The organism is Candidatus Accumulibacter vicinus (assembly GCF_000584955.1).
GTDB lineage: Bacteria > Pseudomonadota > Gammaproteobacteria > Burkholderiales > Rhodocyclaceae > Accumulibacter > Accumulibacter vicinus.
This window is the reverse complement of the sequence record NZ_JDSS02000041.1, coordinates 6,762-31,483: the sequence shown is the minus strand read 5'-3', so window position 1 is coordinate 31,483 and position 24,722 is coordinate 6,762. Positions and strand designations below refer to the sequence as shown.

The following is a 24,722-nucleotide window of genomic DNA, read 5'->3' as shown; positions in this document are numbered from 1 at the left end:
TGGCAGCCGTTGTGGAAGCTCCCGGCAAGGCCGCGAAAAAGGCGGCGCCGGTAAAAACCAGATCGGAAAAAGGAATCGCTGTGGCTGCAAAGGCCAAGCCGGGCAGCAAGAAAGCCGCCGCGGCCAAGCCGCAGCCGCAGGCCAAGGTCGAAGCCGCCGCCGAGACAGGCAAGAAGACCGCCGGGCTGGAGGAAGCGCTGGAAAAGATCGAAAAGGCGGCCAAGGAAAAGGGCGACAAACTCGTCCGCTACACGGTGGAATTGCTCAAGAGCGAGGAGGCGGCCATCGAGGCCGTGCGCACCGAGTTGTCGAAGGCCGCGGGTTGGGCAGCGAGCAAGTCCGACATCCTGCGCGCCGCAGTGCGCCTGTTTGCCGAGCAGAAGGTCGAGCAGATGAAAGCTTTGCTCGCCGCGGTAAGCGTTCCCGAAAAAGGCAAGAAGAAGAACTAGAACTGATCAAGCGAGGCAGCATCTTTCCCCCGCAGTGGCGGACCTGCGCGCCGGTAGGCCATTGCCCGAGTGAATTTATGGATAAATGAAGTGGTGCCGACCATCGTCGGCATGTTTTGACTGTGCGCTGCTCGAACGAGCAGATAACCAAGGGAGGTCGTATGTTTAGTAGTCTGATGCCGCAACGCCGGGAATTTTTTGAACTTCTCGCGGCGCATTCCGAAAAGGTCGCTGCCGGGGCCAATGCAACCCTGCGTCTGATCAATGGACTGGGCGATGGCAGTGGCAACGCTGCAGCGCTGGTCGCGGAGGTCAATCTCAACGAAAAAAGTGCCGATGAGATCAAGGCCAAGGTGATCGCTCGTCTGCACCAGTCCTTCACCACGCCGATCAATCGGGACCAGATCCATTCGCTGATCAGCGATCTCGACATGACGCTCAATGTCCTGCAATCGGTGGCCAACGCCATTGACATGTACGGCATCAAGCAGTCGACGGTCGAAGCCCGCGAAATGGCTTCCTTGAGCGCCGATGCCTGCATGCGCCTCAACCGTGCAGTCGCGGCGCTGGGCGACAAGGCGCGCGGCGAGGAAACACTGAACCTGTGCAAGGAAATCGAGGAAATCGAAACCAAGGCCGACAAGGTGCAGCAAAAGGCGATCACCGCGCTGTTCCAGGAGGGGGCCAACGTCTGGCAGACGATGAAGATGCGGGAGTTCTACTCGCTGCAGGAATCCGTCCTCGATTGCTGCCAGGACGCGGCCAAAATGATCGAAGAGATCCTGATCGAGAACTCCTGAGAGGTAGCGCAAAATGGAAGGCCTAAATATGAGCATCTGGACGCTGGCGCTGCTGATTGCAGTGGCGCTGGCGTTCGACTTCATGAACGGGTTTCATGACGGTGCGAACTCGATCTCGACGATCGTTGCGACCGGTGCCCTGACACCGAAACAGGCGGTGCTGTTCGCCGCATTCTTCAACTTCGCCGCACTGTGGGTATTCCAGCTCAAGGTGGCGGCGACGATCGGCAAGGGCACCGTCGACCCGAGTTTCGTCGACTATTATGTGATCTTCGGGGCGCTGATCGGGGCACTTGCCTGGAACATCATCACCTGGTACTACGGCATTCCATCCTCGTCATCGCACGCACTGGTCGGTGGCTTGGTCGGTGCAACGGTTGCCAAGGCCGGTTCGGGCGCGCCGATCGTCTGGGAGGGTTTCGGCAAGATCCTCGCCTTCATCATCATTTCGCCGCTGGTCGGGGTGATCATCGGCGGCTTGCTGATGGTGCTGGTGTCGTGGATCTTCCGCAACAAGTCACCGTATCAGGCCGGGAAATACTTCAAGAGCGGACAATTGATCGCCGCTGCCGCATACAGCCTGGGCCACGGCGGTAACGACGCACAGAAAACGATCGGCATCATCTGGCTGCTGATGATCACTGCCGGGGTGGCAACCAAGGACGTGGCGACGCTGCCGACCTGGGTGATCTACTCGTGCTACTTCGCGATTGCCTGGGGAACCTATCTGGGTGGCTGGCGAATCGTCAAGACGATGGGCACCAAGATCACCAAGCTCAATGCGGTCAGCGGTTCATGCGCCTCAATGGGCGGTGCGATCACGCTCGGGCTGGCAACGCTCGGCGGCATTCCGGTGTCGACGACGCATACCATCACCGGCGCGATCATTGGTGTCGGTGCGGCGACCGACGTCAAGGCGGTGCGTTGGGCGATCACGGCCAACCTTCTTGTCGCCTGGGTGCTGACGATTCCGGCTTCGGGCCTGATCGCCGCAATCTTCTGGTACATCGGGACCAAGTTCCTGTAGCCCAGGGCGGGTGGCTTGCATGGAACGAGCGCCCCGGCGACGGGGCGTCGCAGAACAACAGATGATTATCAAGGGAGTTATATATGTTACCCAAGCGAACTCAGTTTTTTGAGCTCCTCGAGGCACACAGCGAGCGGGTTCTGGCCGGTGCGAATTCGCTGCTGCGCCTGATCAACGACCTCGGCGTCAGCGCAACGGAGGTTACTGCGCTGATCCAGGAAGTCAACATGAACGAGGCCAGCGCCGACCAGATCAAGGCGGACCTGCTGCTGATGCTGCACAAGTCCTTCGTCACCCCGCTCAACCGTGACCAGGTCTACGAACTGACGCTGGATATCGACCGGATCATGAATGCGGTGCAGGATGTCGCGCAGGCGGTCAACATCTACCACATCGGCGCGGCCAATGCCGAGTCACGCGAACTGGCGTCGATGGCCGTGGATGCCTGCTCACGCCTGACGCGTGCGATTGCCGCCCTGAAGAAGAGTGAGCGTAGCGAGGAAACCGTCAACCTCTGCATCGAGATCGAACGTATCGAGGAGAAGTCTGACCTGGTCATGCAACGGGCGATCAAGACCTTGTTCCAGAACGAGGGCGATGAACAAGCGGCCCTGCGGGCGCTGGCCTTACGGGAGTTCTATTCGCTTCAGGAGAAGGTGCTTCGCAGTTGCAAGGCGTCGGCCCAGATGGTCGAAGAGATCCTGCTCCAGAATGCCTGAGCGCTAGATACGCTTGCTCGCTACGTACAACGCCCCGGCAACGGGGCGTTTCGTTTGGCAAGTTCCGAAAATCGGGTGGCTTCTCGTCGTCCCGTCCGTCACAGCGCTGCCATCTCCCGTGAACCGGACTTCAGACTGCACTTCAGACTACAATTCGCTCGCGCAGTAGCGACGGAGGCTGGCGCAGAGGGGTTGCCTGTAACAGCAGTCACCCCTATCCCGGCCCGCTCGGCGTGACCTTGATTCTGGATTGGTTCACCTGCCTCCGCGGAGAACGCCCATGTTACCTAGCAACCCGATGGCCGCATTGTTTGGCAAGTCGCCTTTCAAACCGCTGCCGCAACACATGCGCATCGTGATCGAATGCGTCGAAGAAGTTCAACCACTATTCCAGGCCCTGTTTGACGACGATCAGGAACAGCTTGAAGAATGCAAGAACCACATCTTCGTCAAGGAGCGTGAGGCTGACGCAATGAGGAACGAGATCTGTGAGCATTTGCCGAGAAACATGCTCCAGGCAACCGGCCGGCAGGATCTGCTGGCACTTCTCGCGGCGCAGGATGCCATCGCCAACACCGCCCAGGACATCGCCGGGTTGCTGGTGGAACGTCGGATGGAGATGCTCCCAAGCATGGCCGAACCGCTGATGCGACTCGTGATCCGTTGCATCGATACCTGCCGGCAGGCGCACGCAATCATCGAGAAGCTGGATGAGCTGCATGAAACAGGTTTCCGTGGTCGCGAAACCAGCCGGGTGGATGAGATGCTGGTCGAACTGGGAAATATGGAATCCGATACGGATCTGATGGGAATGGCGCTGGCGCGTGTCTTGTTCGCGGAGGAGGACCGGCTCAAGCCAGTGTCAGTGATATTCTGGTACCAGTTGATCCAGTGGGTGGGCAATCTGGCTGATTACGCAGAAAAGGTCGGCGATCGGCTGCATCTCCTGATCGCCCGCTGACGAGCACGCGTTCGGAAAGAGGATCGGCCCGTTTTCGGCTTCAACCATCCGGATTCCAGTTGCTCCGTTCGCATGGGGGTCCGCCAGCAAAGGCGGTAGTATGGAAATCATCGATCAGCATCAAACCTTGCTTTATGTCCTGGCCCTCGCCGGCGGCCTTTACATGACCTGGGGAATTGGCGCCAACGGCGTTGCCAGTGCCATGGGCACTTCGGTTGGCTCGGGTGCGCTTACCGTCAGGCAGGCGGTTATCCTGGCGGGGATCATGGAATTCTGCGGAGCTTCTCTGGCTGGCGGAGAGGTGGCCGACACGATTTCGATAGGCATCATCGACGGTAAACTCTTCGAGCCAGTGCCGCATCTGCTGGTGTCCGGCATGATCGGGGCGCTACTGGCGGCAGGAATCTGGCTGATGATCGCCAGCATGCGCGGCTGGCCGGTGGCGGCGACGCATGCGATCGTCGGTGCGGTATGCGGTGTGGGCGTTGCGGCCCTTGGCGTGCATGCGGTGCATTGGGAGATGATGGGCGAAATCGTCGCCAGCTGGTTCATCTCGCCAGTCCTCGGTGGCGCAGTCGCCCTGCTGCTGACCATGAGCATCCGCAAGCTCATTTTCAACACGGTCAACCCGATCGCCCGAGCGCGCAAATGGGGTCCGATGTATGTCTTCCTGGTCGGCTGGATGGTTTCTCTGGTCACCATCAGCCAGGGCCTCAAGCACCTGGACATCCATTTCGGCGTACTCTCGGGTCAGATCCTTGCGGTTGTGATCGGCGTCATCCTGGCCCTTGCCGCCCGGCTGATGATGAACCGCATCAAACTTGCTGATCATGTCGACAGGGCCGTCCAACACGCCAGCGTCGAGAGGCTATTCATTCCGCAAATGGTGTTCACCGGCGCTGCGATGGCCTATGCGCATGGTTCGAATGAAGTGGCCAATGGGATTGGCCCGATGGCGGCGGCGATTCAGATCCTCGTGACCCGGGAGGTATCTGCCAGCTCGCCAATCACGCCCTTCATGTTGTTGATCGGCAGCTTCGGCATCGTGGCCGGTCTGGCGACCTACGGCCACAAGGTGATGGCCACCCTGGGCCACAAGATCACCGAGTTGACGCCAACCCGGGCCTATTGCGCCACGGTTGCAACCGCTTTCGTGACGGTAGCTGCTTCCGGCCTGGGCTTGCCGGTGTCCACCATGCACATCGCGGTGGGTGCGGTGATGGGTGTCGGCATTGCCCGCGGTATCGGCGCCCTGAACCTGCGGGTGGTCGGCGGCATCGTTGTCTCCTGGTTCATCACCGTTCCGGTCGGAGCACTCCTGGGGGCCATCATCTTCCATCTCCTGAACGCCGTCCTTGCCTAACATGAGGGCGAATCTTCCCGCCAGATCCCTCCTGCCGTGCACCGTTCGCTGATCGATTGAAACTGCAGCCATGCCGGAATTGCCCACTCTGCCCATCAAACCGCTGCAGCACTTCAAGGGGATCGATTTCCCGGATGACATCCGCCTTGGCCAGCTGCTCGTGACTGGCCCACCTGGTGCCGGTAAAAGCACCCTGATCGTGCGTCTTGGCGGTTGGTCAGAGGAGGGCTATCTCGATCTGGGCCGCAAACATTGGTGGCGTTCGGAAATTTTGTCGGTGCGGCCGCGCGAGATTCATCTGGGACTACCTTTTCAGGGTCTGCTCAACGCGGTGTCAGTTTTCGATGCCGAGTTCCTCGATCGCGACCCGTTGCCACCTGTGGATTTCGATCGCATCATCTTGCCGCCTCGCAAGCGCTATTTCTTTTCGGTCGACTGGTATCGGCGCTATGTGTTTGAGTTCATGTTGCCACCTCCCGACCTGGTGTTTGCGCGTCGGGTCGAGCGGGCTCGCCACAGCACCCATCCGGTCGATGCCCAACTCAGTCTCGAGATCTGTACTGCTCAGCTCACCGTCTTCCGCAGCGTTGCCGAATTTCTGCACCACCAGGGTTTCAAGGTGTATCTTCGTGAAGGCGCGGATGGCCACCCGAGTCGTTTTTTCGATCCGAATTCGCAGCCGTGAAGAGAAGGGCTACCCGGCGGCACTCGCTCAGGCTGTCGAGCTTGTTGGCGTGGCTAAAGGGGGTTGTCGCCAGACTGGGCTTCGGCTGGGGGCATGACCTCCGGCTGGGCGACTCTTACCGACTCGGCAGCAGCAAAGTGCGGGTTCCTCTTGATGGTCTGCCGATCGAGATCTCGCTTGGGCTCAACGACAAACGCCTGCATCTTTACCCGGAAACGCGGCTCGACCAGCATGGCGAGCCGGTCAGGCTGGGCAGCTTCATCATCGTCGATCCCAGCGCTCATCGTCGCCGGATCAGCGGTTTTCTGCGCCTGACTCCGAAGAGTTGGTTGTCCCTGGGTTCGGCGGACACGCTCCAGAAAGCGTTGTTCGATTACCCGGCGGCCGTTGATGAGCAGCACCTGGTCGTGATCCATGGCCGCGACGCACTGGTTTTTCGTAATTTGAGTGACGCCGGCACGAGGATCGGCCCAGTACCTGCAGAAGACGGCTGGCTTCGCGAGAGACTCTGGCGGCGACTGCGCGAGATCTTCGGTGGTCCGATCGCGCCGTTGCCCAGGGATGAGGCGATGCAACTCATCGACAACGTCAATCGACTACTGCAAAAAGAGATTTACCGTCCGATCGATGAACGGGGCTTGCCTGGTGGATTGCTGCTCCTGCCGTCGAAACTTACGCCGATTATCGTCGCTGACATGCATGCCCAGATCGACAACCTGTTGACAATCCTGAGCCAGAACACTTTTCTCGATGCGCTCGAGCAAGGCACGGCCGTACTGGTGATTATCGGCGATGCGGTACATTCCGAAATCGACGGGCAGTTGCGGGAAATGGAGAGTTCGATGCTGATGATGGATCTCATTTTCCGGCTCAAGCTGCACTTTCCGGAACAGGTGTTCTATCTTCGCGGCAACCATGATTCATTTTCCGAAGACATGTCCAAGGACGGCATTCCACAGGGCTTGCTGTGGGCCAGGGAACTCGGCGAGCGACGCGGTACGGCCTACCTGAAAGCCATGGAAGAGTTCTACCGGTTGTTGCCTTACGTGGTTGCTTCCGAGGATTTCGTCGCTTGCCATGCGGCGCCGCCAACGAGCAAGGTCAGCATCGAGATGCTGGTGCAAATCTACCGTTATCCGAAGCTGGTCATCGAGTTGATCAACAACCGCCTGCAGCGGCCGAACCGGCCACAGGGCTATCACCGACGTGATGTCAAACGCTTTCGCCAATGCCTGCGAGTGAACCCGGAGACTCCCTTGATCGTTGGCCATACACCGATCGACCGTGAGGACACCCTGTGGCTCGACGTCGATGGAATTGCCAACCACCATGTGCTGTTCAGCGCCAGTCCCGATCAGGTCGGCGTCTTCACCCGCATCGGCGACACCATGGTTCCCCTGCGCTACCCGGTCGACGCATTGACGCCGATCATCAACGCGCTCGACTCAGCACCGGACTGAGCCGCGAAGGTCGGCCGTCATCCGGGCACTGCATGCAGCCGCGCTTCTGGTTTTTCTGGTGGGCGATAGTGGGTTCGAACCACTGACTTCCACCGTGTGAAGGTGGCACTCTACCACTGAGTTAATCGCCCAAGATCAAGGTCTCAACTGGCTGCGATGACTTCATCGCGAGATCATGACAACTCCGGATGCAGCAGGAGTCAACTGTTGCCACACGACTCAAGACGATAAGATTCCGCTAGCGGCTACCGGATCGACAGGAAGCCGGATTACATCACAAGTCGGTAGCCCGGTCAATCCGATCGAAAGAGATTTCGTACCCCTCGCGGCGCTCTGCAGAGCGCCCGGAATCGCGATGCGCATAGTAATAATTGATCTAGGTCACCCCGAACAGCCCCTTGAACTGCTAAGGTTTAGGCTGTTCCCGGGAATGTTTTCTGTGCAAGGAGAAAGAAGCAATGAGCATCGCAGCAGCAATACCCCCCCCACCCCAGGCAGTCAGGCGACTACTGATGTCGGGCAACGAAGCGGTGGCACGGGCCGTGTGGGAGGCCGGAGTACGGGTGGCTGCAGCCTATCCGGGAACCCCCGCGACCGAGATGCTCGAATATGTGGCGACGTATCCGGATATCTATACCGAATGGTCGGTCAACGAGAAAGTTTCTCTCGAAGTGGCCTTCGGCGCCACGATGGCGGGTTCGCGCAGCTTCTGCGCGATGAAGCATGTCGGCATGAACGTCGCTTCCGACGCCCTGATGACGATGACGCTGACCGGTGTCGCCGCCGGTCTGGTGATCGCAATCGCCGATGACGTCGGACTTTCGTCGTCACAGAACGAGCAGGATTCGCGCTACTGGGGCCGTTTTGCGCATCTCCCTCTGCTCGAACCGGCCGACTCGCAGGAAGCGCATGACTACACGCTGGCTGCCTTCGAACTCTCGGAGCGCTTCGAGGTCCCCGTAATCCTGCGTCTGACGACCCGCATCTGTCACGTCAAGGGACTGGTCAACGTCGGTGAGCGCAGCGAACGTGCGGTTGCCGGGTTCACCAAGGACGTCAACCGCTGGGTGATGGTGCCGAGCGGTGCCAGTCGGCGCCTGCCGCTGATGTTCGAACGCGAACGCCGGCTGCGCGTCGAGGCCGAGAGCTCCGCGCTCAACGTCATTGAATCGGGCAGTGATCGCCGCATCGGCTTCATCACCTCCGGTCCGGCCTACATGCATGTGCGCGAGAGCTTCCCCGATGCGCCGGTTTACAAACTCGGCTTGACCTTCCCGCTGCCTTTTGACCGTCTGCGCCGCTTCGCCGGTGAGTGCGAACGACTGCTGGTCGTCGAAGAGGTCGAGCCCTTGATCGAGACCGAACTCAAGGCGCAGGGAATGACGGTCAGCGGCAAGGATATTCTGCCGCTCATCGGCGAACTGTCGCCGCAGGTACTCAAGCCGGCAGTCGCCCGCCTACTTGGCGAGCCGCTCTCCGAACAGGCACAGGCGGTGCCGATGAGGGTCTTTCCTCGGCCGCCGACGATGTGCGTCGCATGCCCGCACCTGGGCGTCTACTACACGCTTTCGCAGTTGCGCAATGTCACCATTTCTGGCGACATCGGCTGCTACACGCTCGGCTTTGGCCAACCATGGAACGCACTCGATGTATGCCTCTCGATGGGCGCCTCGATGGGTATGGCGCTGGGCCTCGACAAAGGGCGCAGCGACGTCGAGAAGGACCAGAAGATCGTGGCCGTGATCGGCGATTCAACCTTCCTGCACATGGGCATGCAGGGCCTGCTGGACATCGTCTACAACCGTGGCAACGTCACCGTCCTGTTACTCGACAACCGCGCCATCGGTATGACCGGCGGGCAGGACAATCCCGGCAGCGGCCGCGACATCCATGGCCAGGAAGCTCCGCGCGTCGATTTCACCACGCTGGTCAAGGCCCTCGGAGTGCGGGCGGAACGTGTGCATGTGGTTGACGCCTACCAATTGCCGGTGCTGCTGCGGCTCCTGCGTGCAGAGACGAAAATTCCCGAGCCCTCGGTGATCATCACCAACCAGCCCTGTGTACTGATCAAGGACTACCACGCACTCAGGCCATACCAAGTGATCGAGGACAAGTGCACCGGTTGCGGCAACTGTGTCGATGTCGGTTGCCCGGCGATCCATGTCACGCGCCGCGACCGGGTCCGGAAGGCCAGCGGGCGCGAAGTCGATCTCGCTTTCGTGCGCATTGAAAGTGCTGCCTGTACCGGCTGCGGCCTATGCCTCAAGCCCTGTGCACCCGACGCGATCGTGCATGTCGAGACCCTGGCGACGCCGATCAAAGTCATCAGGAAGGGCACCGAGCTGGCGAGGACCCCCCAAGATGTCTGAAACGGGCCGCTTCGACACCACCAACATTCTCGTCGTCGGTACCGGCGGCCAAGGGGTGATGACCGCCACCGAGATCCTTGCCGAAGCGGCGATCGCGCTCGGCCATGATGTCAAGAAAACCGAAGTCGCCGGCATGGCGCAGCGCGGCGGTGTGGTCTCGTCGCACCTGCGCTTTGGTGCGAAGGTGTTGTCGCCGCAGATCACGCCCGGCACTGCCAACGTCTTGCTGGGTTTCGAAGCTGCCGAAGCGATGCGCTGGCGTCACATGCTGCGTCCCGAGGGTCTGGTGCTGATGAACACCGGCCGTCTGGTACCACCGATCGTCGAACTTGGTCTCTACGACTACCCGGATGACCCGGTGGCGGCAATGCGCGCCGCTGGGACACAGGTCTTCTCCTTCGACGCCTCACGGATTGCCCAGGAACTCGGCGACATCCGGCTGGGCAATACGGTCATGCTCGGCGCCATCTCGGACCATCTGCCCTTTCCGGCCGAGGTCCTCGAGGGCTGCATCCTCAAGCGTTTTGCGCACAAGAAAGCGGCACTCGTCGAACTCAACCAGCGCGCTTTCGCCGCTGGTCGCGCAGCCGCGGAAGCGGCGGCGAAAGCCGAGGCCGCCTGATCAACCAGGTCCGCAGCAAACACGACTCCGGCGCAGCCATGAGGGCGGCCAGCAGCCAGTGGACAATGACCGGCAAAATCACCGAGCAACACCGAGGCGGGCGCGCAGCTCGTCCAGTTCCTCAAGGAGGTCCGCCATCAGCGCAGCCAGTTCGGGAACAGCATCGAAGTCGCGTTCGAGTTGCCGCATGCGCCGCGCGCGCAGCAGACTGTGGCTGGAAAAACACCATACGCCGGCGACGCTCTCGGCGTGCGGAAACAGCCCGTCCTCGATGTGGCGCAGCAGCCAGCCAGGTTCGACGGTGCATGCCGCCGCCAGTTGTTCGAGTGTCAGCCAGCTACTGTCCATCAGGCTACCGATCAGGATTTCCTCGTCTCGCATGGCTCAGTCCCTTCCTTGCTGGCGCGGATCGAAGGCGAGTTCCCGTGCCATGGTTTCGTAGAGTGTGCGCGCCCTGGCCGTACCGGCGGGGGGCAGCACCACCTGGATGTCGAGGAGCAGGTCACCCGCTTGTGCGCCCGGAATGCCCTTGCCACGCACCCGTAATTGCTGGCCGCTTTGCGCGCCTTCAGGAATGCGTACCTTGACGCTGCCCTGCGGCAGATCTACGGTTATCACCGCGCCCAGGGCGGCCTCCCAGGGCGCCACTGGCAGCGTCAAATGCAGGTCACGACCCTGTACGCGAAAACGCGGGTGCGGCCTGAAGCGCACTTCCAGCATCAGATCCCCGGCCGGTGCGCTACCGATCCCCGGTGCGCCCTGGCCGGCCAGGCGAATCACCTGACCGGCGTGCACGCCTTGCGGGATTTTGACGTTCAGCATGCGGTTTTCCAGCACGACGCGGCCTTGTGCGTCGATTCGCGGCGCACGCAGCGAAATCTGTCGGGTCGCTCCGGAAAAGGCATCTTCGAGATCGAGCAGCACCTTGGCGTGATGATCCTCGCCGCGTGCCTGGAAGTGCCCACGCTGGCCAGTATTGAAACCATGTGCAGCGCGCGTACGGCCGAACAGTTCGGCGAAGAAATCGGAGAAATCTCCCGCTTCGCCAGGCGAAAACCCCTGTCCCGAAAACTCGAAGCCGGCATCCCAATCGGGTGGCGGCTGAAACTCCTGGCCCGACTGGTAGCCACGTCCCAACTGATCGTAGGCGGCACGTTTTTCCGGATCCGAGAGCACCGCATTTGCCTCGTTGAGCTCCTGCATGCGTGCTTCGGCATTCACTTCCTTGGAAACGTCCGGGTGATACTTGCGCGCCAGTTTTCGGAAGGCCTTCTTGATCTCCTCCGCGGTGGCGTTGCGAGGAACCCCGAGAATCTGGTAGTAGTCCTTGAATTCCATACATGATCCTCAATCGATAAGGGTGATCGTACAACAACGACCCATCCTGCCGAAACGCGGCGAACCGGGAAACGGTACATCGATATTGAAGTCTGTCGAACCGCCCCCAATTGTGCATTGCAGTGCCAGTCGTGGCGCTCTCGCCCATTCATTATATGGAGGATTCAACATGATCTATCGCTCTCTGTTTCCCCGCGACGTGTTTGCGGAACTGGATCGGCTGCAGCGTGAGATGCAGCAGGGTTTTCGTCTTTCTCCAAGCATTCGCGGCATCGCCCGCGGCGGTTTTCCGGCGATGAACGTCGGGGGTACACCGCAATCCGTTGAAATCTATGCCTTCGCACCCGGCATCGACGCGTCCAGTCTCGACGTTCAGATCGAGAAAGGCATGCTCATCATTGCCGGCGAGCGCCAGCGGCAGGCTCCCGGTACAGACGCCACGGTGCATATCGACGAGCGTTTCGAGGGCCGATTCCGGCGCGTGGTGACGCTACCCGACGACATCGATCCCAACCTCGTCGACGCGAAGTACACCGACGGTGTGCTGCGCATCAGCGTCGCCCGCAAGCAGTCTGCGCTACCACGCCGGATCACCATTCAATAAGGAGAATCAAAGATGTCCGACAACAGCCAAGTCACGAAACCGAACCCCAACGATGAAGGGACCCTGCTCCCACCGGTCGACGTCATCGAGGACGCTTCGGGAATCACCCTGTATGCCGATCTGCCTGGAGTGCCCAAGGACAAGCTCCATCTGCAGGTGGAAGCCGATACCCTGACGATTGAAGGCGGGATCGACCTGGAAATGCCCGGCGGCATCGAAGCCAGCCACGCCGAAGTCAGCCTGTCTCGCTACCGGCGGGTGTTCACCCTCTCCAAGGAACTTGACCCTAACAAGGTCAGCGCCGAGTTCAAGAATGGCGTGCTGAAGCTCTCGATCCCCAAAGCAGAGCACGCACAGCCGCGCAAAGTGGAGATCAGGGTGGCATAAGGATCATCACTCACCCGCATGAGTGACCGCGGCCAACGAAACCCACGTCTTCCAGACCGCCCAAGACTCCCGGGTCGGGTTAAACGCAGCGCAACCCGACCCGTTTTTTCTTCGACCCGACAGGCGCAACGCCGAACGTGCCGGTGGCCTGATAGGAGTAGAATTCGCTCCGTGACCACTCTGCTCGTCCTGACCAACCTGCCCGACCGACCTGCTGCCGAAGCGTTGGCAAGCGCTCTCGTCGAGGCGCGGCTGGCGGCCTGCGTGAATATTCTGGCGCCGTGCCGGTCAGTCTATCGCTGGCAGGGAGCAATCGAGGCGGCCGACGAAGTGCCGCTGCTGATCAAAACCAGTAGCGAACGCTACCCCGCACTCGAAACCGCAATTCGCAGCCACCACCCCTACACGCTGCCGGAAGTGATCGCGCTGCCAGTGGTGCAGGGGCTGCCGGCGTACCTCGCCTGGGTAGACAGCGAAACGCGCGGCCCCGACTGACCTCTGCAAGACTCCCGCCATGACCCGCAGGCTGCTCTTCTCACCGTTCTTCTTCGTGCTCGCCTTTCTGTTGAGCACGCTGGCCGTCGCCGACGAGTTTCTCGACCCGGCTGTCGCCTTCCAGCCCAGCGCACGCGCGATCGACGGACAAAACATCGAAGTGCGCTTCGAAATTGCCAAGAACTACTACCTCTACCGCGACAAGTTCCGTTTCATTGCCGAGCCATCGACAGTGCAACTCGGCACCGCGATTCTGCCGCCGGGCAAGGAGAAGCACGACGAGACCTTCGGCAAGGTCGAGGTGTATTACGATCAGGCGGTCATTCGCCTGCCGGTCGAGCGCAACCGTTCGGGGCCGCTGCCGCTGATCCTCAAGGTGACTTCGCAGGGCTGTGCCGATGCCGGCATCTGCTATCCGCCGCAACAGCAGCAGCTCAGCCTGCAACTGCCCGATCAGGCAACTGCGCCGGCACCCCCCCCGGGCCAGGGCCCGACCACCGACGAGTCGGGACGCATCGCGCAGTTGTTCAAGCACGCCGGCTTCTGGGTGCTGTTAGGCAGCTTTTTCGGCTTTGGGCTGCTGCTGTCGCTGACCCCCTGCGTCTTCCCGATGATTCCGATTCTTTCAGGGATCATCGTCGGCTCCGGTCGCGACGGGCATGGCGTGTCGCACATGCGTGCTTTCCTGCTCTCGCTGGCCTACGTTATCGGCATGGCGGTCAGCTACGCGGCCGCCGGGGCCGCTGCCGGGCTGACCGGCACACTGCTGGCGGCGGCGCTGCAGACCCCCTGGGTGCTGGGCGGCTTTGCCGCGATCTTCGTGCTGCTGTCGCTGTCGATGTTCGGTTTCTACGAGATCCAACTGCCCAGCGTTTTGCAAAGCAAGGTCTCGGAAGAAGCCAGACACCTGCGTAGCGGCTCGCTGCCCGGCGTCGCAGCGATGGGCGCGCTGTCGGCAATCATCGTCGGCCCCTGCGTTGCCGCACCGCTGGCTGGCGCCCTGCTGTATATCGGCCAGACCGGTGACGCCGCGCTCGGCGGCGCGGCGCTGTTCGCGATGGGTCTCGGCATGGGCATGCCGCTGCTCGTCGTCGGCATGTCGGCAGGTACGCTGCTGCCGAAGTCCGGCGCGTGGATGGAAGCGATCAAGAAAACCTTTGGCGTGATTCTGCTGGCCACCGCAGTCTGGCTCGTTTCGCCGGTGCTTCCGGTGGTCGTGCAGATGCTGGCCTGGGCCCTGCTGCTGATCGTTCCGGCGGTCTACCTGCACGCGCTCGATCCACTGCCACCGCACGCCAAAGGCTGGCAGCGTTTCTGGAAAGGCATGGGCATCGTCATGCTGCTGTTCGGTGCGGCGATGCTGCTCGGCATCTTGGCCGGCTCGCGCGACCCGCTGCAGCCATTGTCTGTATTGCGCAGCAACTCGGCAAGTGGCGAAACCAGGCCATTGGCATTCACGCGCGTGCGCTCACTGGCCGAACTCGAAACCCGTATTGCGGCGGCAGGCAAACCGGTGCTGCTCGACTTCTATGCCGACTGGTGCGTATCTTGCAAGGAGATGGAACGTTTCACCTTTGCCGATGCGCGCGTTCAGGCCAAACTCGCGGGCTGGACCTTGCTGCAGGTCGATGTGACGGCCAACTCCGAGGCCGACCAGGCACTACTGCAACGCTTCAAGCTCTACGGTCCGCCTGGACTGATCTTTTTCGACCGGAATGGCCGGGAGATCGAAGACGTGCGCGTCGTCGGATTCCAGAACGCCGAGGAATTTCTCAGCCTGCTGTCACGTTTGGGCTAAGGGCCATGACTTTTCCAGACACCCCCTCCTTCCCCTGCTTCGTGAATCGCTGACGCGACTTTCACATTAAGGGCCCCTGATCACATGGGCACATTTGATGCGGATTTGTACAGAACATGCAGCCCGGCAGCGGAACAAAAAGCCCGCAGTTACGCAGGGTTACGGGGTGTTTTGTGGAAGGCTTCGGATTACGCCGGAAGCCTCGCTACTTTCCAATACAGAATCGCCCAAATATCTCTCCAAGCAGATCATCAGCACTGAACTCGCCGGTAATCGTGCTTAGCGTCAACTGCGCCAGCCTGAGTTCTTCGGCGAAAAGTTCCAGCCGTGGCAGCTGCTGATATGCCAATTCAATATGGCGGCGAGTTTCGGTGAGCGCATGCAGATGGCGTTCGCGGGCGATGAAGACATCTTCGGCAGGATGCCAGCCGACGATGCGCAACAATTCCTGACGTAACAGCTCGACGCCCTCGCCGGTTTTGGCACACAGTGCAATCGCCACGGCGTCGGCTTCTTGATGACGTGCGGCCGCGCGCGACGTCAAATCGATCTTGTTGTACACGGTCAGCCGGGCAAGGTGGGGAGGGAGTTGAGCGACAATCGCTTGTTCAGCTTCGCTGACACCGGTGCGGGCGTCAACTAACAGGACGACGACATCGGCGCGCTCGATCTCGCGCCAGCTGCGTTCAATGCCGATCTTCTCGATCTGGTCTTCGGTTTCCCGCAGGCCCGCTGTGTCGATCACGTGCAACGGAATGCCTTCAACCTGCAACGTGCTGCGGACCAGGTCACGGGTGGTTCCGGGAAGTGGGGTGACGATCGCCAGCTCGTCGCCGGCGAGGCGATTGAGGAGGCTGGACTTGCCGACATTTGGCTGACCAGCAAGCACGACATGCAATCCCCCCTGCAACAGGCGGCCCTGTTGTGCTCGGTCGAAGACCTTGGTCAGGTGCTGCTGCAAGCGCTCAAGGCGCCCAAAGGCATCGGTTGCTTCGAGAAAGTCAAGCTCCTCGTCAGGGAAATCAAGGGTGGCTTCGACCAGCGCACGCAGTTCGATCAACTGCCCAAGGAGGTAATTCACTTCCTTCGAGAACTCACCCTGCAAGGAGCGTACGGCGCTGCGGGCAGCGCTGCTTGTCGCGGCGTCGATCAGGTCGATGACCGCCTCGGCTTGTGCCAGATCGAGTTTGCCGTTGAGGTAAGCAAGGCGGGTGAATTCGCCGGGTTCGGCCAGGCGAGCGCCGAGTTCGAGGCAGCGCATGAGCAGCATCTGCATGACTACCGGGCCACCATGCGCGTGCACTTCGAGGACGTCCTCGCCGGTAAACGAATGCGGCGCAGGGAAATACAGGAGCAGCCCGCTATCGATGATGCTGCCATCATCAGCCTTGAAGTCGCTGAGGGTGGCAAACCGAGCGGCTGGTCGTTTGCCGCTCAATGCCCCGGCGAAATCGATGAGGCCTGCGCCCGAGACGCGGATGATACCGATACCACCGCGACCAGCAGCAGTCGCGATGGCGGCTATCGGCGCCTTGCCCGGCTCAGATCTTGCTGTCGTTGGCGGCTTTTCCGCCACTTTCGATCATCCTTGTGATCTGCCATTGCTGGGCAATCGACAGGAGATTGTTGACCACCCAATAGAGCACCAGACCTGCCGGGAAGAAAAAGAACATCGCACCAAAAATGAACGGCATCATCATCATCACTTTGGCCTGGATAGGATCGGGCGGAGTGGGATTGAGCTTGGTCTGGACCAGCATCGTGACTACCATGATCACTGGCAGCACATAGTAGGGGTCGGCAGCCGACAAGTCACTGATCCAAAGAATCCAGGGCGCATCACGAATTTCGACGGCACCAAGCAAGGCCCAGTACAGCGCGATGAACACGGGAATCTGCACCGCGATCGGCAGACATCCTCCCAGCGGGTTGATTTTTTCACGCTTGTAGAGTGCCATCATCTCCTGGTTGAGCTTCTGGCGGTCATCCCCGTAACGCTCCTTGAGAGCCACCAGGCGGGGCGTGACGGTTCGCATTTTGGCCATTGACTTGTAACTGGCTGCCGAGAGCGGAAAAAACAGCAGCTTGATGGCAATGGTGAGCAGAACAATCGACCAGCCCCAATTGCCAACCATCTTGTTGATGGCTTCCAGACACCAGAAGATGGGTGCGGCAATGACCGTCAACCAACCGTAGTCGACCACCAGCGGCAAACCTTGCGCACCCATGCCGCCTTCGGCCTTGGGCTTGGCCAGTTGCTCGAGAATGACCTGAATCTGCGGGCCGGCATAAATCGGTACCGAGATCGCCACCTTAGAACCCGGCGCCGCGACGGGTGCCGGTACGATGACACCTGCCGACACCACCGGCTGGGTACTGCTTTCGAGTTTGCGCATGTAGAACTCGCGCGGCAGCCCTGCTTCAGGAATCCAGGCGGCGACAAAATAGTGCTGAACCATCGCAATCCAGCCATTGTCGGCCTTGCTGGCGAACCTGGCCTTGCCCTTTTCAATGTCGGCAAAATCGACTTTCTGGAATTTTTCCTGATCCGTATAGACCGCCGGACCGGTGAAAGTGGACACCATCGAACTCTCGCCTTCGGGAGGGTTGATATCACGCTGCAACTGGTAATACACGTGCGCGGCGACTTCCTTCTCGCCACCATTTGCAATCTCATGGGTAACGTCGATCAGATAACTGTCCCGTGTGAAAGTGTAGATTTTTGTCACCTTGACGCCGTTGCTGACCGGTGCTTCGAGGCGCAGTTCAACGGTCCTCGCATCACCGGCCAATTCCCGGTTTCCGGAGGTGACCGAGAAGAGCGTTTTGTGGTTTGGCAGGCCCTCGCCGATCAGACCACTCTGGGCAAGGTACTGGTGTCTGGCCTCGAAGAGGGCGAAGTTCTTGGCTTTGTTATTGCTGTCCTTGTAGGCGTTGAATTCGAGGCGAACGAGATCGCCGCCTTGCTTGGCGACCTCGGCGACAAACAGGTCGGTTCTGACCGTGACTGTCTCGGACTTGTCAGCACTTGCCGCCGCGGTCGTTGCAGGGGGTGGTGCGGGCAGCGGTGCATGCAGGTTTACAGAAGGCTTTGGCGCGGGTGCCTCGGCCAAACTGCTGGCGGCGGGAGATGCTGCCTTGGGCTGGCTGTATTTCTGCCAAGCATCCCAGAGCATGACCAGAGAAAATGAGAAGACGATGAGCAGCAGCAGGCGGCGGTTATCCATGAAAGCCTATACGATTCGATTATTATTCAGGGTACAGGGTCAAAACCACCCGGATTCCATGGATGGCAGCGGAACAGTCGGTGCAGGGCGAGGCGCGCGCCTTTGATGGCGCCATATTTTTCCACAGCTTCGGCTGCGTACGCGGAACAACTCGGGAAAAAACGGCAACGGCGGCCCAGCATTGGACTGACCGCGTATCGGTAGAAACTTATCAGCGTAAGCAGCATTTGTTTCATCGGATCATTGTCGGGATGCAGTGGCTTTGCTCAACAAGCCCTGGATTTCCTGCGCCAGGGCTTTCCGGTCAAGCATTGAAGGTCTGACCGCCAAGCGAAGCACAAAATCGCTTGAGCGAAGCCGGGAACGCATCAGGCGAAACTGCTCTCTGGCCAATCGTCGAACAAGGTTTCGATCGACCGAGCGTCGCAGGAAGCGCTTGGCGACGACCAGGCCAAGTCGCGCTCCGGGCACTTCTTCGGCGCTACGCGGGCGGTAATGTAGCAGGAAATGCCGGCTCTTCAGCGCCCTTCTGAAACCAAAAACGGATGAATACTCATCCGTTTTGATCAAACGATATTGCTTCGGAAAAGCGGTAGCTGATACTGCAGGGGCACCGGCGATAGATGGCCCGCCGCTCAAACTGCCAGGCGGTGGCGACCTTTGGCGCGACGAGCCTTGATGACGGCACGACCACCACGGGTAGACATTCGAACGAGGAAGCCGTGTGTACGCTTGCGGCGAACGACCGACGGTTGATAGGTACGTTTCATGGTTAAACCTTTGAAGTCAAAGCAAGAAAAACATGTGATTAGACAGCTTTCGATAGAGCCTTGTCAAGGCCATATTTTTTCTTGAGCTGTGGATAACTTCGGTCCAACCGGTTAGAATTTAGCCTTCAGCGAGCTGGACAAGGTCTTTGGTGGTTGGGCCGAGCAACAGCAGGTCCCACTGGCCAGGCGAACCATGACTGTCCTGCCGGCAGAGAATGCATCCATCTTATTGATTCTAAAAAGACACCAATCATCGGGAGCTATCGATGCTGCCGGACCACTACAGGATTACGCTTCATGAGCCTCCTCAATGAGTAGCTTCTGGTCTTCCTGTCTGAGCCAGTTCGAACAGGAACTGCCTTCCCAGCAATTCAATACCTGGATCCGCCCTCTTCGTCTTGAAGGTGATGATGCCCGTGGCCTGCGCCTACTGGCGCCGAACGGTTTCATTCTGAAGTGGGTCAAGGAGCGTTATCTGGCGCGCATCGAAGCACTGGCAAGTGAATACTTTGCCACACCAGTGAACATCACCCTGAGCCTTGGAGAACGTACAGCAGCAAATTCCAGTGACAATGCAATGCCAACAGGCAAGGCCACGCCGGCAGTCACCACAACAGCCAAGAAAACCTCCTCGCCGGTCGATAAGGATAGATCAGGCTATGAAAAAACTCGCTTGATCGCTACCTTTACCTTTGGCAACCTGGTCGTTGGCAAAGCCAACGACCTCGCACGGGCGGCTGCCCAGCAAGTCGCCATCAGTCCTGGGGAAGCCACTTATAACCCACTGTTCATCTATGGCGGAGCAGGTCTGGGCAAGACACACCTCATCCACGCGATCGGCAACCGGATCGTGGAGCTTGACCCGGAAAAGGTGGTGCGTTATGTCCATGCCGAAGATTACTATTCGGATGTTGTTCGCGCCTACCAGCAGAAGTCTTTCGACGTCTTCAAACGCTACTATCGTTCATTGGACGTTCTGCTTCTCGACGATGTGCATTTCTTCAATGGCAAGAACCGGACGCAGGAAGAATTTTTTTATGTTTTCAATGCCTTGAGTGAGTCAAAGAAGCAGATTGTGATCAGTTCGGATACCTATCCGAAGAATATATCGGGACTTGAGGATCGGCTGATTACCCGCTTCGACTGGGGGCTAACGGTCCAGATAGAGCCCCCGGAAACAGAAATGCGGGTAGCAATTCTGAAGAAGAAGGCGGAAGTCGAAGGCGTGAAGTTGGATGACGAGGTGGCTTTCTATGTCGCCAAACACTTGCGCTCCAACGTTCGGGAACTTGAAGGTGCGCTCAAGAAGGTGCTCGCTTACTCCGCGTTTCACGGGCAGGGGATTACTCTGGATCTGGCCAAGGAGGCTCTCAAGGATGTGATTGGTTCGGTCAATCGACAGATCACCGTCGACAGCATCCAGAAGACCGTAGCAGAGTATTTCAAGATGAAAGTAGCCGACCTCTTCTCAAAAAAGAGAACGCGGGTAATCGTTCGACCACGTCAGATTGCCATGTGGCTGGCCAAGAACCTGACGTCGCAGAGCTATCCGTCAATCGGTGATGCTTTCGGTGGTCGTGATCACACGACCGTTCTGCATGCCGTACGCACCATCGATGAGCTGCGCACCAAGGACAATGAGCTCAACCATGATGTGCACGTTCTCCTGCAGGTGCTGAAAGGCTGATGGACCAGTAGGAAAAGTCCGTGGGCAAGTGGCTGACAACTGGTGGACAAAGTGCCCAGAATGGGCCTGTGGATAAGTTATCCGCTTGCATCCACAAGCTCATACCGTCTTTCTACAGCCGTTAATTAGTAGCCAATATATTGAATTACATACAAAATAAGAATGCTTCAACAGACTTGTCCGGACCTTAGTCTTTATAGGATTTATATATATGCTCTTTACTAAAACACGGCGAGACATCCTGCTGGGACCCCTGCAGGCAGTTTCAGGAATTGTGGAAAGGCGTCACACACTGCCGATTCTTTCAAACGTACTGCTCGAAAAAAGGGGAGGGGTGCTGACACTTCTGGCGACGGACATCGAAATACAGATCACCACGTTTACTTCCGATCCCAGCGGCGATGGCGATGGCGCAGTCACCGTTGCTGCGAGAAAGCTGCAGGAGATTCTGCGATCCTTGCCGGAAAGTCTGGAAGTCAGCCTTCTTCTCGAGGACCGACGAATGCAGGTCAGGGCGGGCAAGAGTCGCTTCAACCTGCAGACGCTGCCTGCGGAAGACTTTCCTTGCATGGCGATTGCGGAAGGGGAGAGCAAGAAGATTACCGTGAGTCAGAAGCAGTTCCGTCACTTGCTGTCGCAGACCCAGTATTCGATGGCTACCCAGGACGTGCGCTATTATCTGAACGGACTTCTGCTGCTTGTGGATGCCCGTGAGTTACGGGCGGTGGCGACCGATGGCCATCGACTTGCCTACGCGAGCATGCCTCTCGAAGATACGGTGGATGCCTCCTCCGATAAGACTGATGCGCGGCACGAACTGATCCTGCCGCGCAAGACGGTGATCGAACTCAGTCGTCTGCTGGCCGACTCCGACGAGCCCGTCTCGATCGAAATACTGTCGAATCAGATACGTTTCCAGTTTGGTCCGGTCAATCTGGTCTCCAAGCTGATCGATGGCAAATTCCCGGATTATCAGCGGGTCATCCCGTCGACCCTGCGCAACGTGGTGACGGTGAATCGCACGATGCTGTTGCAGTCGATGATCAGGGCGGCCATTCTGACCAACGAAAAATTTCGCGGTGTGCGGCTCATCCTGTCGGAGGGTGGTTTGAAGATCATGGCCGCCAATGCCGAGCAGGAAGAGGCGCAGGAAGAGATCGAGGTCGATTACAGCGGTGAGCCGCTCGATGTCGGTTTCAACGTTTCCTACCTTCTTGATGTCTTGAACAACACCTCTGACGAAACCATCGAATGGGGATTCAACGACGCCAATTCAAGTGCCTTGTTGACCATCCCCGGCAACGAGCACTTTAAGTACGTTGTCATGCCAATGCGGATCTGAGTGTGGTCTGAGCGCGCCCGCAGCCACTGCAGCTTAACAGGAAATGGATACTGGATTCAGCATGATTCAAGAGAACGAGCAGTTTGCCTACGATGAATCGAGCATTCAGCAGCTCGAAGGCCTCGAGGCGGTTCGCAAGCGTCCCGGGATGTATATCGGTGATACTTCCGATGGGACCGGTTTGCACCACATGGTGTTTGAAGTCGTCGACAACGCCATCGACGAAGCACTGGCAGGTCATTGTGACGATATCGTGATCACCATTCACGCCGATAATTCGATATCGGTCAGCGACAACGGTCGCGGTATTCCAACCGGCATCAAGTTCGATGACAAGCATGAGCCGAAACGATCTGCCGCCGAAATCGTGATGTGCGTGCTGCACGCTGGCGGCAAGTTCAACCAGAATTCGTACAAGGTGTCCGGCGGTTTGCATGGGGTGGGCGTTTCCTGTGTCAATGCACTTTCGCGATGGCTCCGTCTGACCATTTGGCGTGATCACCGGAAGCACTTCGTGGAGTTCAACCGAGGAACTGTCGTCGATCGTTTGGTCGAAGTCCAGAAGGGGGTCGAGGTATCGCCACTCAAGGTGCTCGGAAATACCGAGAAGCGCGGCACTGAACTGCACTTCATGGCGGATGAGGAGATTTTCGGCGAGGTCGAGTTTCATTACGAAATCATTGCCAAACGCCTGCGCGAGCTTTCGTTTCTGAATAATGGCGTGAAGATTCGCCTGCACGACCAGCGCACCGGCAAGGAAGAGAATTTTGCATTTCTGGGCGGCGTCAGGGGTTTCGTAGAGTACATCAATCGAACGAAATCGGTCCTGCACCCGAACATCTTTCATGCCAATGGCGATTCGCTCAGTATCAATGGCCTGATCAGCGTCGAAGTCGCGATGCAGTGGAACGACAGCTACGCGGAGCAGGTCCTCTGCTTTACCAACAATATTCCACAGGCCGATGGCGGCGCCCATTTGACCGGTTTGCGCGCTGCCATGACGCGGGTCATCAACCGTTACATTGAAGAGCACGAGATCGCCAAGAAGGCGAAGGTCGACATCAGCGGTGATGACATGCGTGAGGGGCTGGCCTGCGTTCTGTCGGTGAAAATGCCTGACCCGAAGTTTGCTTCGCAGACGAAGATGAAGCTCGTTTCTTCGGAAGCGCGTCCAGCGGTTGAAGAGGTCGTCACCGCGAGACTTGCCGAGTTTCTGCAGGAGAGGCCGGTTGATGCCAAAGTCATTACCGGCAAGATTGTGGAAGCGGCTCGTGCCCGTGACGCTGCTCGCCGGGCCAGGGAAATGACACGTCGCAAGGGTTTGCTCGATGGCGTCGGTTTGCCGGGCAAGCTTGCGGATTGCCAGGAGAAAGACCCGGCGCTTTGCGAGCTTTACCTGGTCGAAGGCGATTCCGCCGGAGGCTCCGCAAAACAGGGCCGGGACCGAAAGTTCCAGGCGATTCTACCGCTCAAGGGAAAAATCCTGAATGTCGAAAAGGCACGTTTCGACAAACTGATTTCCTCGCAGGAAATTGTGACCCTGATTACGGCCCTGGGAACGGGTATCGGCAAGGATGAATACAAACCCGAGAAGTTGCGTTACCACCGGCTGATTATCATGACCGATGCCGACGTGGACGGCGCGCACATTCGTACGCTGCTGCTCACGTTCTTTTACCGGCAGATGCGTGAACTGGTCGAGGGCGGTCACGTTTATATCGCACAGCCGCCGCTATACAAGGTCAAGCACGGCAAGACCGAGCGTTACATCAAGGACGATCAGGCTCTGAAACAGTTTCTTCTGACCCTGGCCCTCGAAGGTTCGGTATTGACGCCGCAGGCAGGCGCGCCGGAAATTTCCGGGGCGGCGCTGGAAATCCTGGCAAGAGAATATCTGCTGGCCGAAGCGGTCATCAACCGCCTCTCGCATCTGATCAACCCGGAAGTGCTGCATGCGCTGATCGACAGCAATCTCAAGATCGAACTGGCCGATGAGCGATCTGCCACCGCCAGTGCCCAGGCCCTGATGGAAGCGGTCGGCAACAGCTTGGGGATCAACATCGTGGCGCGTTACGATACCGCTCGTGAACGTTGGCAGTTACGTCTCGAGAAAATCCTGCATGGCAATCTCAAGCTCGGCGTGATTGACGAAGATTTGCTGGTCAGTGGTGACTATGCGCAACTTCGCAAAACCGCCGAGATACTCGCCGGCCTTTTTGCTGCAGGCGGTTTTGTGGCTCGCGGTGAAAAGAAGAAAATGGTCAGCAGTTTTGCTGAAACGATGCAGTGGTTGCTCAGTGAGGTCGAGCGTAGCGTGACCAAGCAGCGTTACAAGGGGCTCGGTGAAATGAATCCTGCGCAGCTCTGGGAAACGACGATGGATCCGAAAGTACGCCGTCTACTCAAGGTCCAGATCGAAGATGCGATCGGTGCCGATGAGATCTTCAGTACGCTGATGGGCGAACTGGTGGAGCCGCGCCGCAGCTTCATTGAAACGAACGCGTTGGCCGCACGTAACATCGACGTTTGAATTCATTGTGCATCATGGTCGGCGAGCCTGGAATTTTTATGACCGTTAATGTGAAAGTCGCGTATGCGACTCACGAATCTCCCCTCCCC

Annotated in this window: 24 protein-coding genes and 1 tRNA gene; 17 read left to right on the top strand and 8 right to left on the bottom strand. The window is 58.9% G+C overall.

Annotated elements, in window-relative coordinates; translation table 11 throughout:
* The 8 genes from CAPSK01_RS17665 to CAPSK01_RS17630 all read left to right on the top strand — a co-directional run.
* Window positions 1-449: hypothetical protein (locus tag CAPSK01_RS17665; RefSeq protein ID WP_273703999.1), on the top strand; the 449-nt coding region annotated here is incomplete at its 5' end.
* A gap of 161 nt (window positions 450-610) precedes the next feature.
* Window positions 611-1,249: a DUF47 family protein gene (locus tag CAPSK01_RS17660; RefSeq protein ID WP_273703998.1), complete on the top strand. Its 639-nt coding sequence runs from the start codon at window positions 611-613 to the stop codon at window positions 1,247-1,249.
* 13 nt (window positions 1,250-1,262) lie between these two features.
* Complete coding sequence (locus CAPSK01_RS17655) at window positions 1,263-2,276, top strand: inorganic phosphate transporter (RefSeq protein ID WP_034929801.1); 1,014 nt, start codon at window positions 1,263-1,265, stop codon at window positions 2,274-2,276.
* 83 nt (window positions 2,277-2,359) lie between these two features.
* Entirely contained in the window at window positions 2,360-2,995 is a 636-nt protein-coding gene (locus CAPSK01_RS17650; RefSeq protein ID WP_034929798.1) for a DUF47 family protein, read from the top strand.
* A 280-nt stretch (window positions 2,996-3,275) separates the two neighbouring features.
* Complete coding sequence (locus CAPSK01_RS17645; protein WP_034929795.1) at window positions 3,276-3,956, top strand: TIGR00153 family protein; 681 nt, start codon at window positions 3,276-3,278, stop codon at window positions 3,954-3,956.
* 100 nt (window positions 3,957-4,056) lie between these two features.
* Window positions 4,057-5,319 carry an inorganic phosphate transporter gene (locus tag CAPSK01_RS17640; RefSeq protein ID WP_034929792.1) on the top strand — a complete coding sequence of 421 codons (1,263 nt, stop codon included), beginning with the start codon at window positions 4,057-4,059 and terminating at the stop codon, window positions 5,317-5,319.
* Window positions 5,320-5,389: 70 nt separating this feature from the next.
* A complete protein-coding gene (locus CAPSK01_RS17635) occupies window positions 5,390-6,004 on the top strand; it encodes a hypothetical protein (protein WP_034929790.1) in 615 nt (204 codons plus the stop codon).
* Window positions 6,005-6,045: 41 nt separating this feature from the next.
* On the top strand, window positions 6,046-7,464 hold the full coding sequence (locus tag CAPSK01_RS17630; RefSeq protein ID WP_273703997.1) for a metallophosphoesterase: 1,419 nt from the start codon (window positions 6,046-6,048) through the stop codon (window positions 7,462-7,464).
* Between the two features lie 56 nt (window positions 7,465-7,520).
* Here CAPSK01_RS17630 and CAPSK01_RS17625 read toward each other — a convergent pair.
* A tRNA-Val gene (locus tag CAPSK01_RS17625) sits at window positions 7,521-7,595 on the bottom strand.
* A gap of 327 nt (window positions 7,596-7,922) precedes the next feature.
* Between CAPSK01_RS17625 and CAPSK01_RS17620 the strand changes: the two genes are divergently transcribed.
* Window positions 7,923-9,833: a thiamine pyrophosphate-dependent enzyme gene (locus CAPSK01_RS17620; protein WP_273703996.1), complete on the top strand. Its 1,911-nt coding sequence runs from the start codon at window positions 7,923-7,925 to the stop codon at window positions 9,831-9,833.
* On the top strand, window positions 9,826-10,455 hold the full coding sequence (locus tag CAPSK01_RS17615) for an indolepyruvate oxidoreductase subunit beta (RefSeq protein WP_034929787.1): 630 nt from the start codon (window positions 9,826-9,828) through the stop codon (window positions 10,453-10,455). Before CAPSK01_RS17620 ends, CAPSK01_RS17615 begins: the two co-directional genes overlap by 8 nt.
* Before the next feature lie 78 nt (window positions 10,456-10,533).
* Here the strand turns inward: CAPSK01_RS17615 and CAPSK01_RS17610 are convergent, their stop codons facing one another.
* Both CAPSK01_RS17610 and CAPSK01_RS17605 read right to left on the bottom strand, forming a co-directional pair.
* On the bottom strand, window positions 10,534-10,836 hold the full coding sequence (locus tag CAPSK01_RS17610) for a chaperone modulator CbpM (RefSeq protein ID WP_034929785.1): 303 nt from the start codon (window positions 10,834-10,836) through the stop codon (window positions 10,534-10,536).
* Window positions 10,837-10,839: 3 nt separating this feature from the next.
* Entirely contained in the window at window positions 10,840-11,793 is a 954-nt protein-coding gene (locus CAPSK01_RS17605; RefSeq protein WP_034929782.1) for a DnaJ C-terminal domain-containing protein, read from the bottom strand.
* Between the two features lie 169 nt (window positions 11,794-11,962).
* On the opposite strand from CAPSK01_RS17605, the gene CAPSK01_RS17600 reads away from it, so the two are divergent.
* From CAPSK01_RS17600 to dsbD, 4 genes are all read left to right on the top strand, one after another.
* On the top strand, window positions 11,963-12,397 hold the full coding sequence (locus CAPSK01_RS17600; protein ID WP_273703995.1) for an Hsp20/alpha crystallin family protein: 435 nt from the start codon (window positions 11,963-11,965) through the stop codon (window positions 12,395-12,397).
* Window positions 12,398-12,409: 12 nt separating this feature from the next.
* Window positions 12,410-12,784 (top strand): Hsp20/alpha crystallin family protein, encoded by a 375-nt coding sequence (locus tag CAPSK01_RS17595; protein ID WP_034929779.1) that lies wholly within the window; start codon window positions 12,410-12,412, stop codon window positions 12,782-12,784.
* Window positions 12,785-12,946: 162 nt separating this feature from the next.
* Window positions 12,947-13,279: a divalent-cation tolerance protein CutA gene (gene cutA / locus CAPSK01_RS17590; RefSeq protein ID WP_034929939.1), complete on the top strand. Its 333-nt coding sequence runs from the start codon at window positions 12,947-12,949 to the stop codon at window positions 13,277-13,279.
* A gap of 19 nt (window positions 13,280-13,298) precedes the next feature.
* Complete coding sequence (dsbD, locus tag CAPSK01_RS17585) at window positions 13,299-15,077, top strand: protein-disulfide reductase DsbD (protein WP_034929777.1); 1,779 nt, start codon at window positions 13,299-13,301, stop codon at window positions 15,075-15,077.
* Window positions 15,078-15,282: 205 nt separating this feature from the next.
* Here dsbD and mnmE read toward each other — a convergent pair whose 3' ends face one another.
* The 5 genes from mnmE to rpmH all read right to left on the bottom strand — a co-directional run bounded on the left by mnmE (window position 15,283) and on the right by rpmH (window position 19,074).
* A complete protein-coding gene (mnmE, locus tag CAPSK01_RS17580) occupies window positions 15,283-16,653 on the bottom strand; it encodes a tRNA uridine-5-carboxymethylaminomethyl(34) synthesis GTPase MnmE (protein WP_273703994.1) in 1,371 nt (456 codons plus the stop codon).
* Window positions 16,619-18,304, bottom strand: coding sequence for a membrane protein insertase YidC (gene yidC / locus CAPSK01_RS17575; RefSeq protein ID WP_034929774.1), 1,686 nt, complete (start codon window positions 18,302-18,304; stop codon window positions 16,619-16,621). Before yidC ends, mnmE begins: the two co-directional genes overlap by 35 nt.
* Before the next feature lie 26 nt (window positions 18,305-18,330).
* Window positions 18,331-18,540: a membrane protein insertion efficiency factor YidD gene (gene yidD / locus CAPSK01_RS23835; protein WP_273703993.1), complete on the bottom strand. Its 210-nt coding sequence runs from the start codon at window positions 18,538-18,540 to the stop codon at window positions 18,331-18,333.
* Window positions 18,541-18,544: 4 nt separating this feature from the next.
* Window positions 18,545-18,874, bottom strand: a complete 330-nt coding sequence (gene rnpA, locus CAPSK01_RS17570) for a ribonuclease P protein component (protein ID WP_273703992.1) — start codon at window positions 18,872-18,874, stop codon at window positions 18,545-18,547.
* 65 nt (window positions 18,875-18,939) lie between these two features.
* Window positions 18,940-19,074: a 50S ribosomal protein L34 gene (gene rpmH / locus CAPSK01_RS23830; RefSeq protein WP_169070315.1), complete on the bottom strand. Its 135-nt coding sequence runs from the start codon at window positions 19,072-19,074 to the stop codon at window positions 18,940-18,942.
* Window positions 19,075-19,384: 310 nt separating this feature from the next.
* Between rpmH and dnaA the strand changes: the two genes are divergently transcribed.
* The 3 genes from dnaA to gyrB all read left to right on the top strand — a co-directional run bounded on the left by dnaA (window position 19,385) and on the right by gyrB (window position 24,633).
* Entirely contained in the window at window positions 19,385-20,761 is a 1,377-nt protein-coding gene (gene dnaA, locus CAPSK01_RS17565; protein WP_034929772.1) for a chromosomal replication initiator protein DnaA, read from the top strand.
* A 211-nt stretch (window positions 20,762-20,972) separates the two neighbouring features.
* Window positions 20,973-22,103: a DNA polymerase III subunit beta gene (gene dnaN / locus CAPSK01_RS17560; protein WP_034929770.1), complete on the top strand. Its 1,131-nt coding sequence runs from the start codon at window positions 20,973-20,975 to the stop codon at window positions 22,101-22,103.
* 61 nt (window positions 22,104-22,164) lie between these two features.
* Window positions 22,165-24,633 (top strand): DNA topoisomerase (ATP-hydrolyzing) subunit B, encoded by a 2,469-nt coding sequence (gene gyrB / locus CAPSK01_RS17555; RefSeq protein WP_034929768.1) that lies wholly within the window; start codon window positions 22,165-22,167, stop codon window positions 24,631-24,633.
* Window positions 24,634-24,722: the final 89 nt, after the last annotated feature.

Bases quoted from the DNA above. Each gene is read 5' to 3' on its own strand.
- CAPSK01_RS17660 (WP_273703998.1), top strand. From the start codon at position 611: ATGTTTAGTAGTCTGATGCCGCAACGCCGGGAATTTTTTGAACTTCTC.
- CAPSK01_RS17655 (WP_034929801.1), top strand. From the start codon at position 1,263: ATGGAAGGCCTAAATATGAGCATCTGGACGCTGGCGCTGCTGATTGCA.
- CAPSK01_RS17650 (WP_034929798.1), top strand. From the start codon at position 2,360: ATGTTACCCAAGCGAACTCAGTTTTTTGAGCTCCTCGAGGCACACAGC.
- CAPSK01_RS17645 (WP_034929795.1), top strand. From the start codon at position 3,276: ATGTTACCTAGCAACCCGATGGCCGCATTGTTTGGCAAGTCGCCTTTC.
- CAPSK01_RS17640 (WP_034929792.1), top strand. From the start codon at position 4,057: ATGGAAATCATCGATCAGCATCAAACCTTGCTTTATGTCCTGGCCCTC.
- CAPSK01_RS17635 (WP_034929790.1), top strand. From the start codon at position 5,390: ATGCCGGAATTGCCCACTCTGCCCATCAAACCGCTGCAGCACTTCAAG.
- CAPSK01_RS17620 (WP_273703996.1), top strand. From the start codon at position 7,923: ATGAGCATCGCAGCAGCAATACCCCCCCCACCCCAGGCAGTCAGGCGA.
- CAPSK01_RS17615 (WP_034929787.1), top strand. From the start codon at position 9,826: ATGTCTGAAACGGGCCGCTTCGACACCACCAACATTCTCGTCGTCGGT.
- CAPSK01_RS17610 (WP_034929785.1), bottom strand. From the start codon at position 10,836: ATGCGAGACGAGGAAATCCTGATCGGTAGCCTGATGGACAGTAGCTGG.
- CAPSK01_RS17605 (WP_034929782.1), bottom strand. From the start codon at position 11,793: ATGGAATTCAAGGACTACTACCAGATTCTCGGGGTTCCTCGCAACGCC.
- CAPSK01_RS17600 (WP_273703995.1), top strand. From the start codon at position 11,963: ATGATCTATCGCTCTCTGTTTCCCCGCGACGTGTTTGCGGAACTGGAT.
- CAPSK01_RS17595 (WP_034929779.1), top strand. From the start codon at position 12,410: ATGTCCGACAACAGCCAAGTCACGAAACCGAACCCCAACGATGAAGGG.
- dsbD (WP_034929777.1), top strand. From the start codon at position 13,299: ATGACCCGCAGGCTGCTCTTCTCACCGTTCTTCTTCGTGCTCGCCTTT.
- yidC (WP_034929774.1), bottom strand. From the start codon at position 18,304: ATGGATAACCGCCGCCTGCTGCTGCTCATCGTCTTCTCATTTTCTCTG.
- yidD (WP_273703993.1), bottom strand. From the start codon at position 18,540: ATGAAACAAATGCTGCTTACGCTGATAAGTTTCTACCGATACGCGGTC.
- rpmH (WP_169070315.1), bottom strand. From the start codon at position 19,074: ATGAAACGTACCTATCAACCGTCGGTCGTTCGCCGCAAGCGTACACAC.
- dnaA (WP_034929772.1), top strand. From the start codon at position 19,385: ATGAGTAGCTTCTGGTCTTCCTGTCTGAGCCAGTTCGAACAGGAACTG.
- dnaN (WP_034929770.1), top strand. From the start codon at position 20,973: ATGCTCTTTACTAAAACACGGCGAGACATCCTGCTGGGACCCCTGCAG.
- gyrB (WP_034929768.1), top strand. From the start codon at position 22,165: ATGATTCAAGAGAACGAGCAGTTTGCCTACGATGAATCGAGCATTCAG.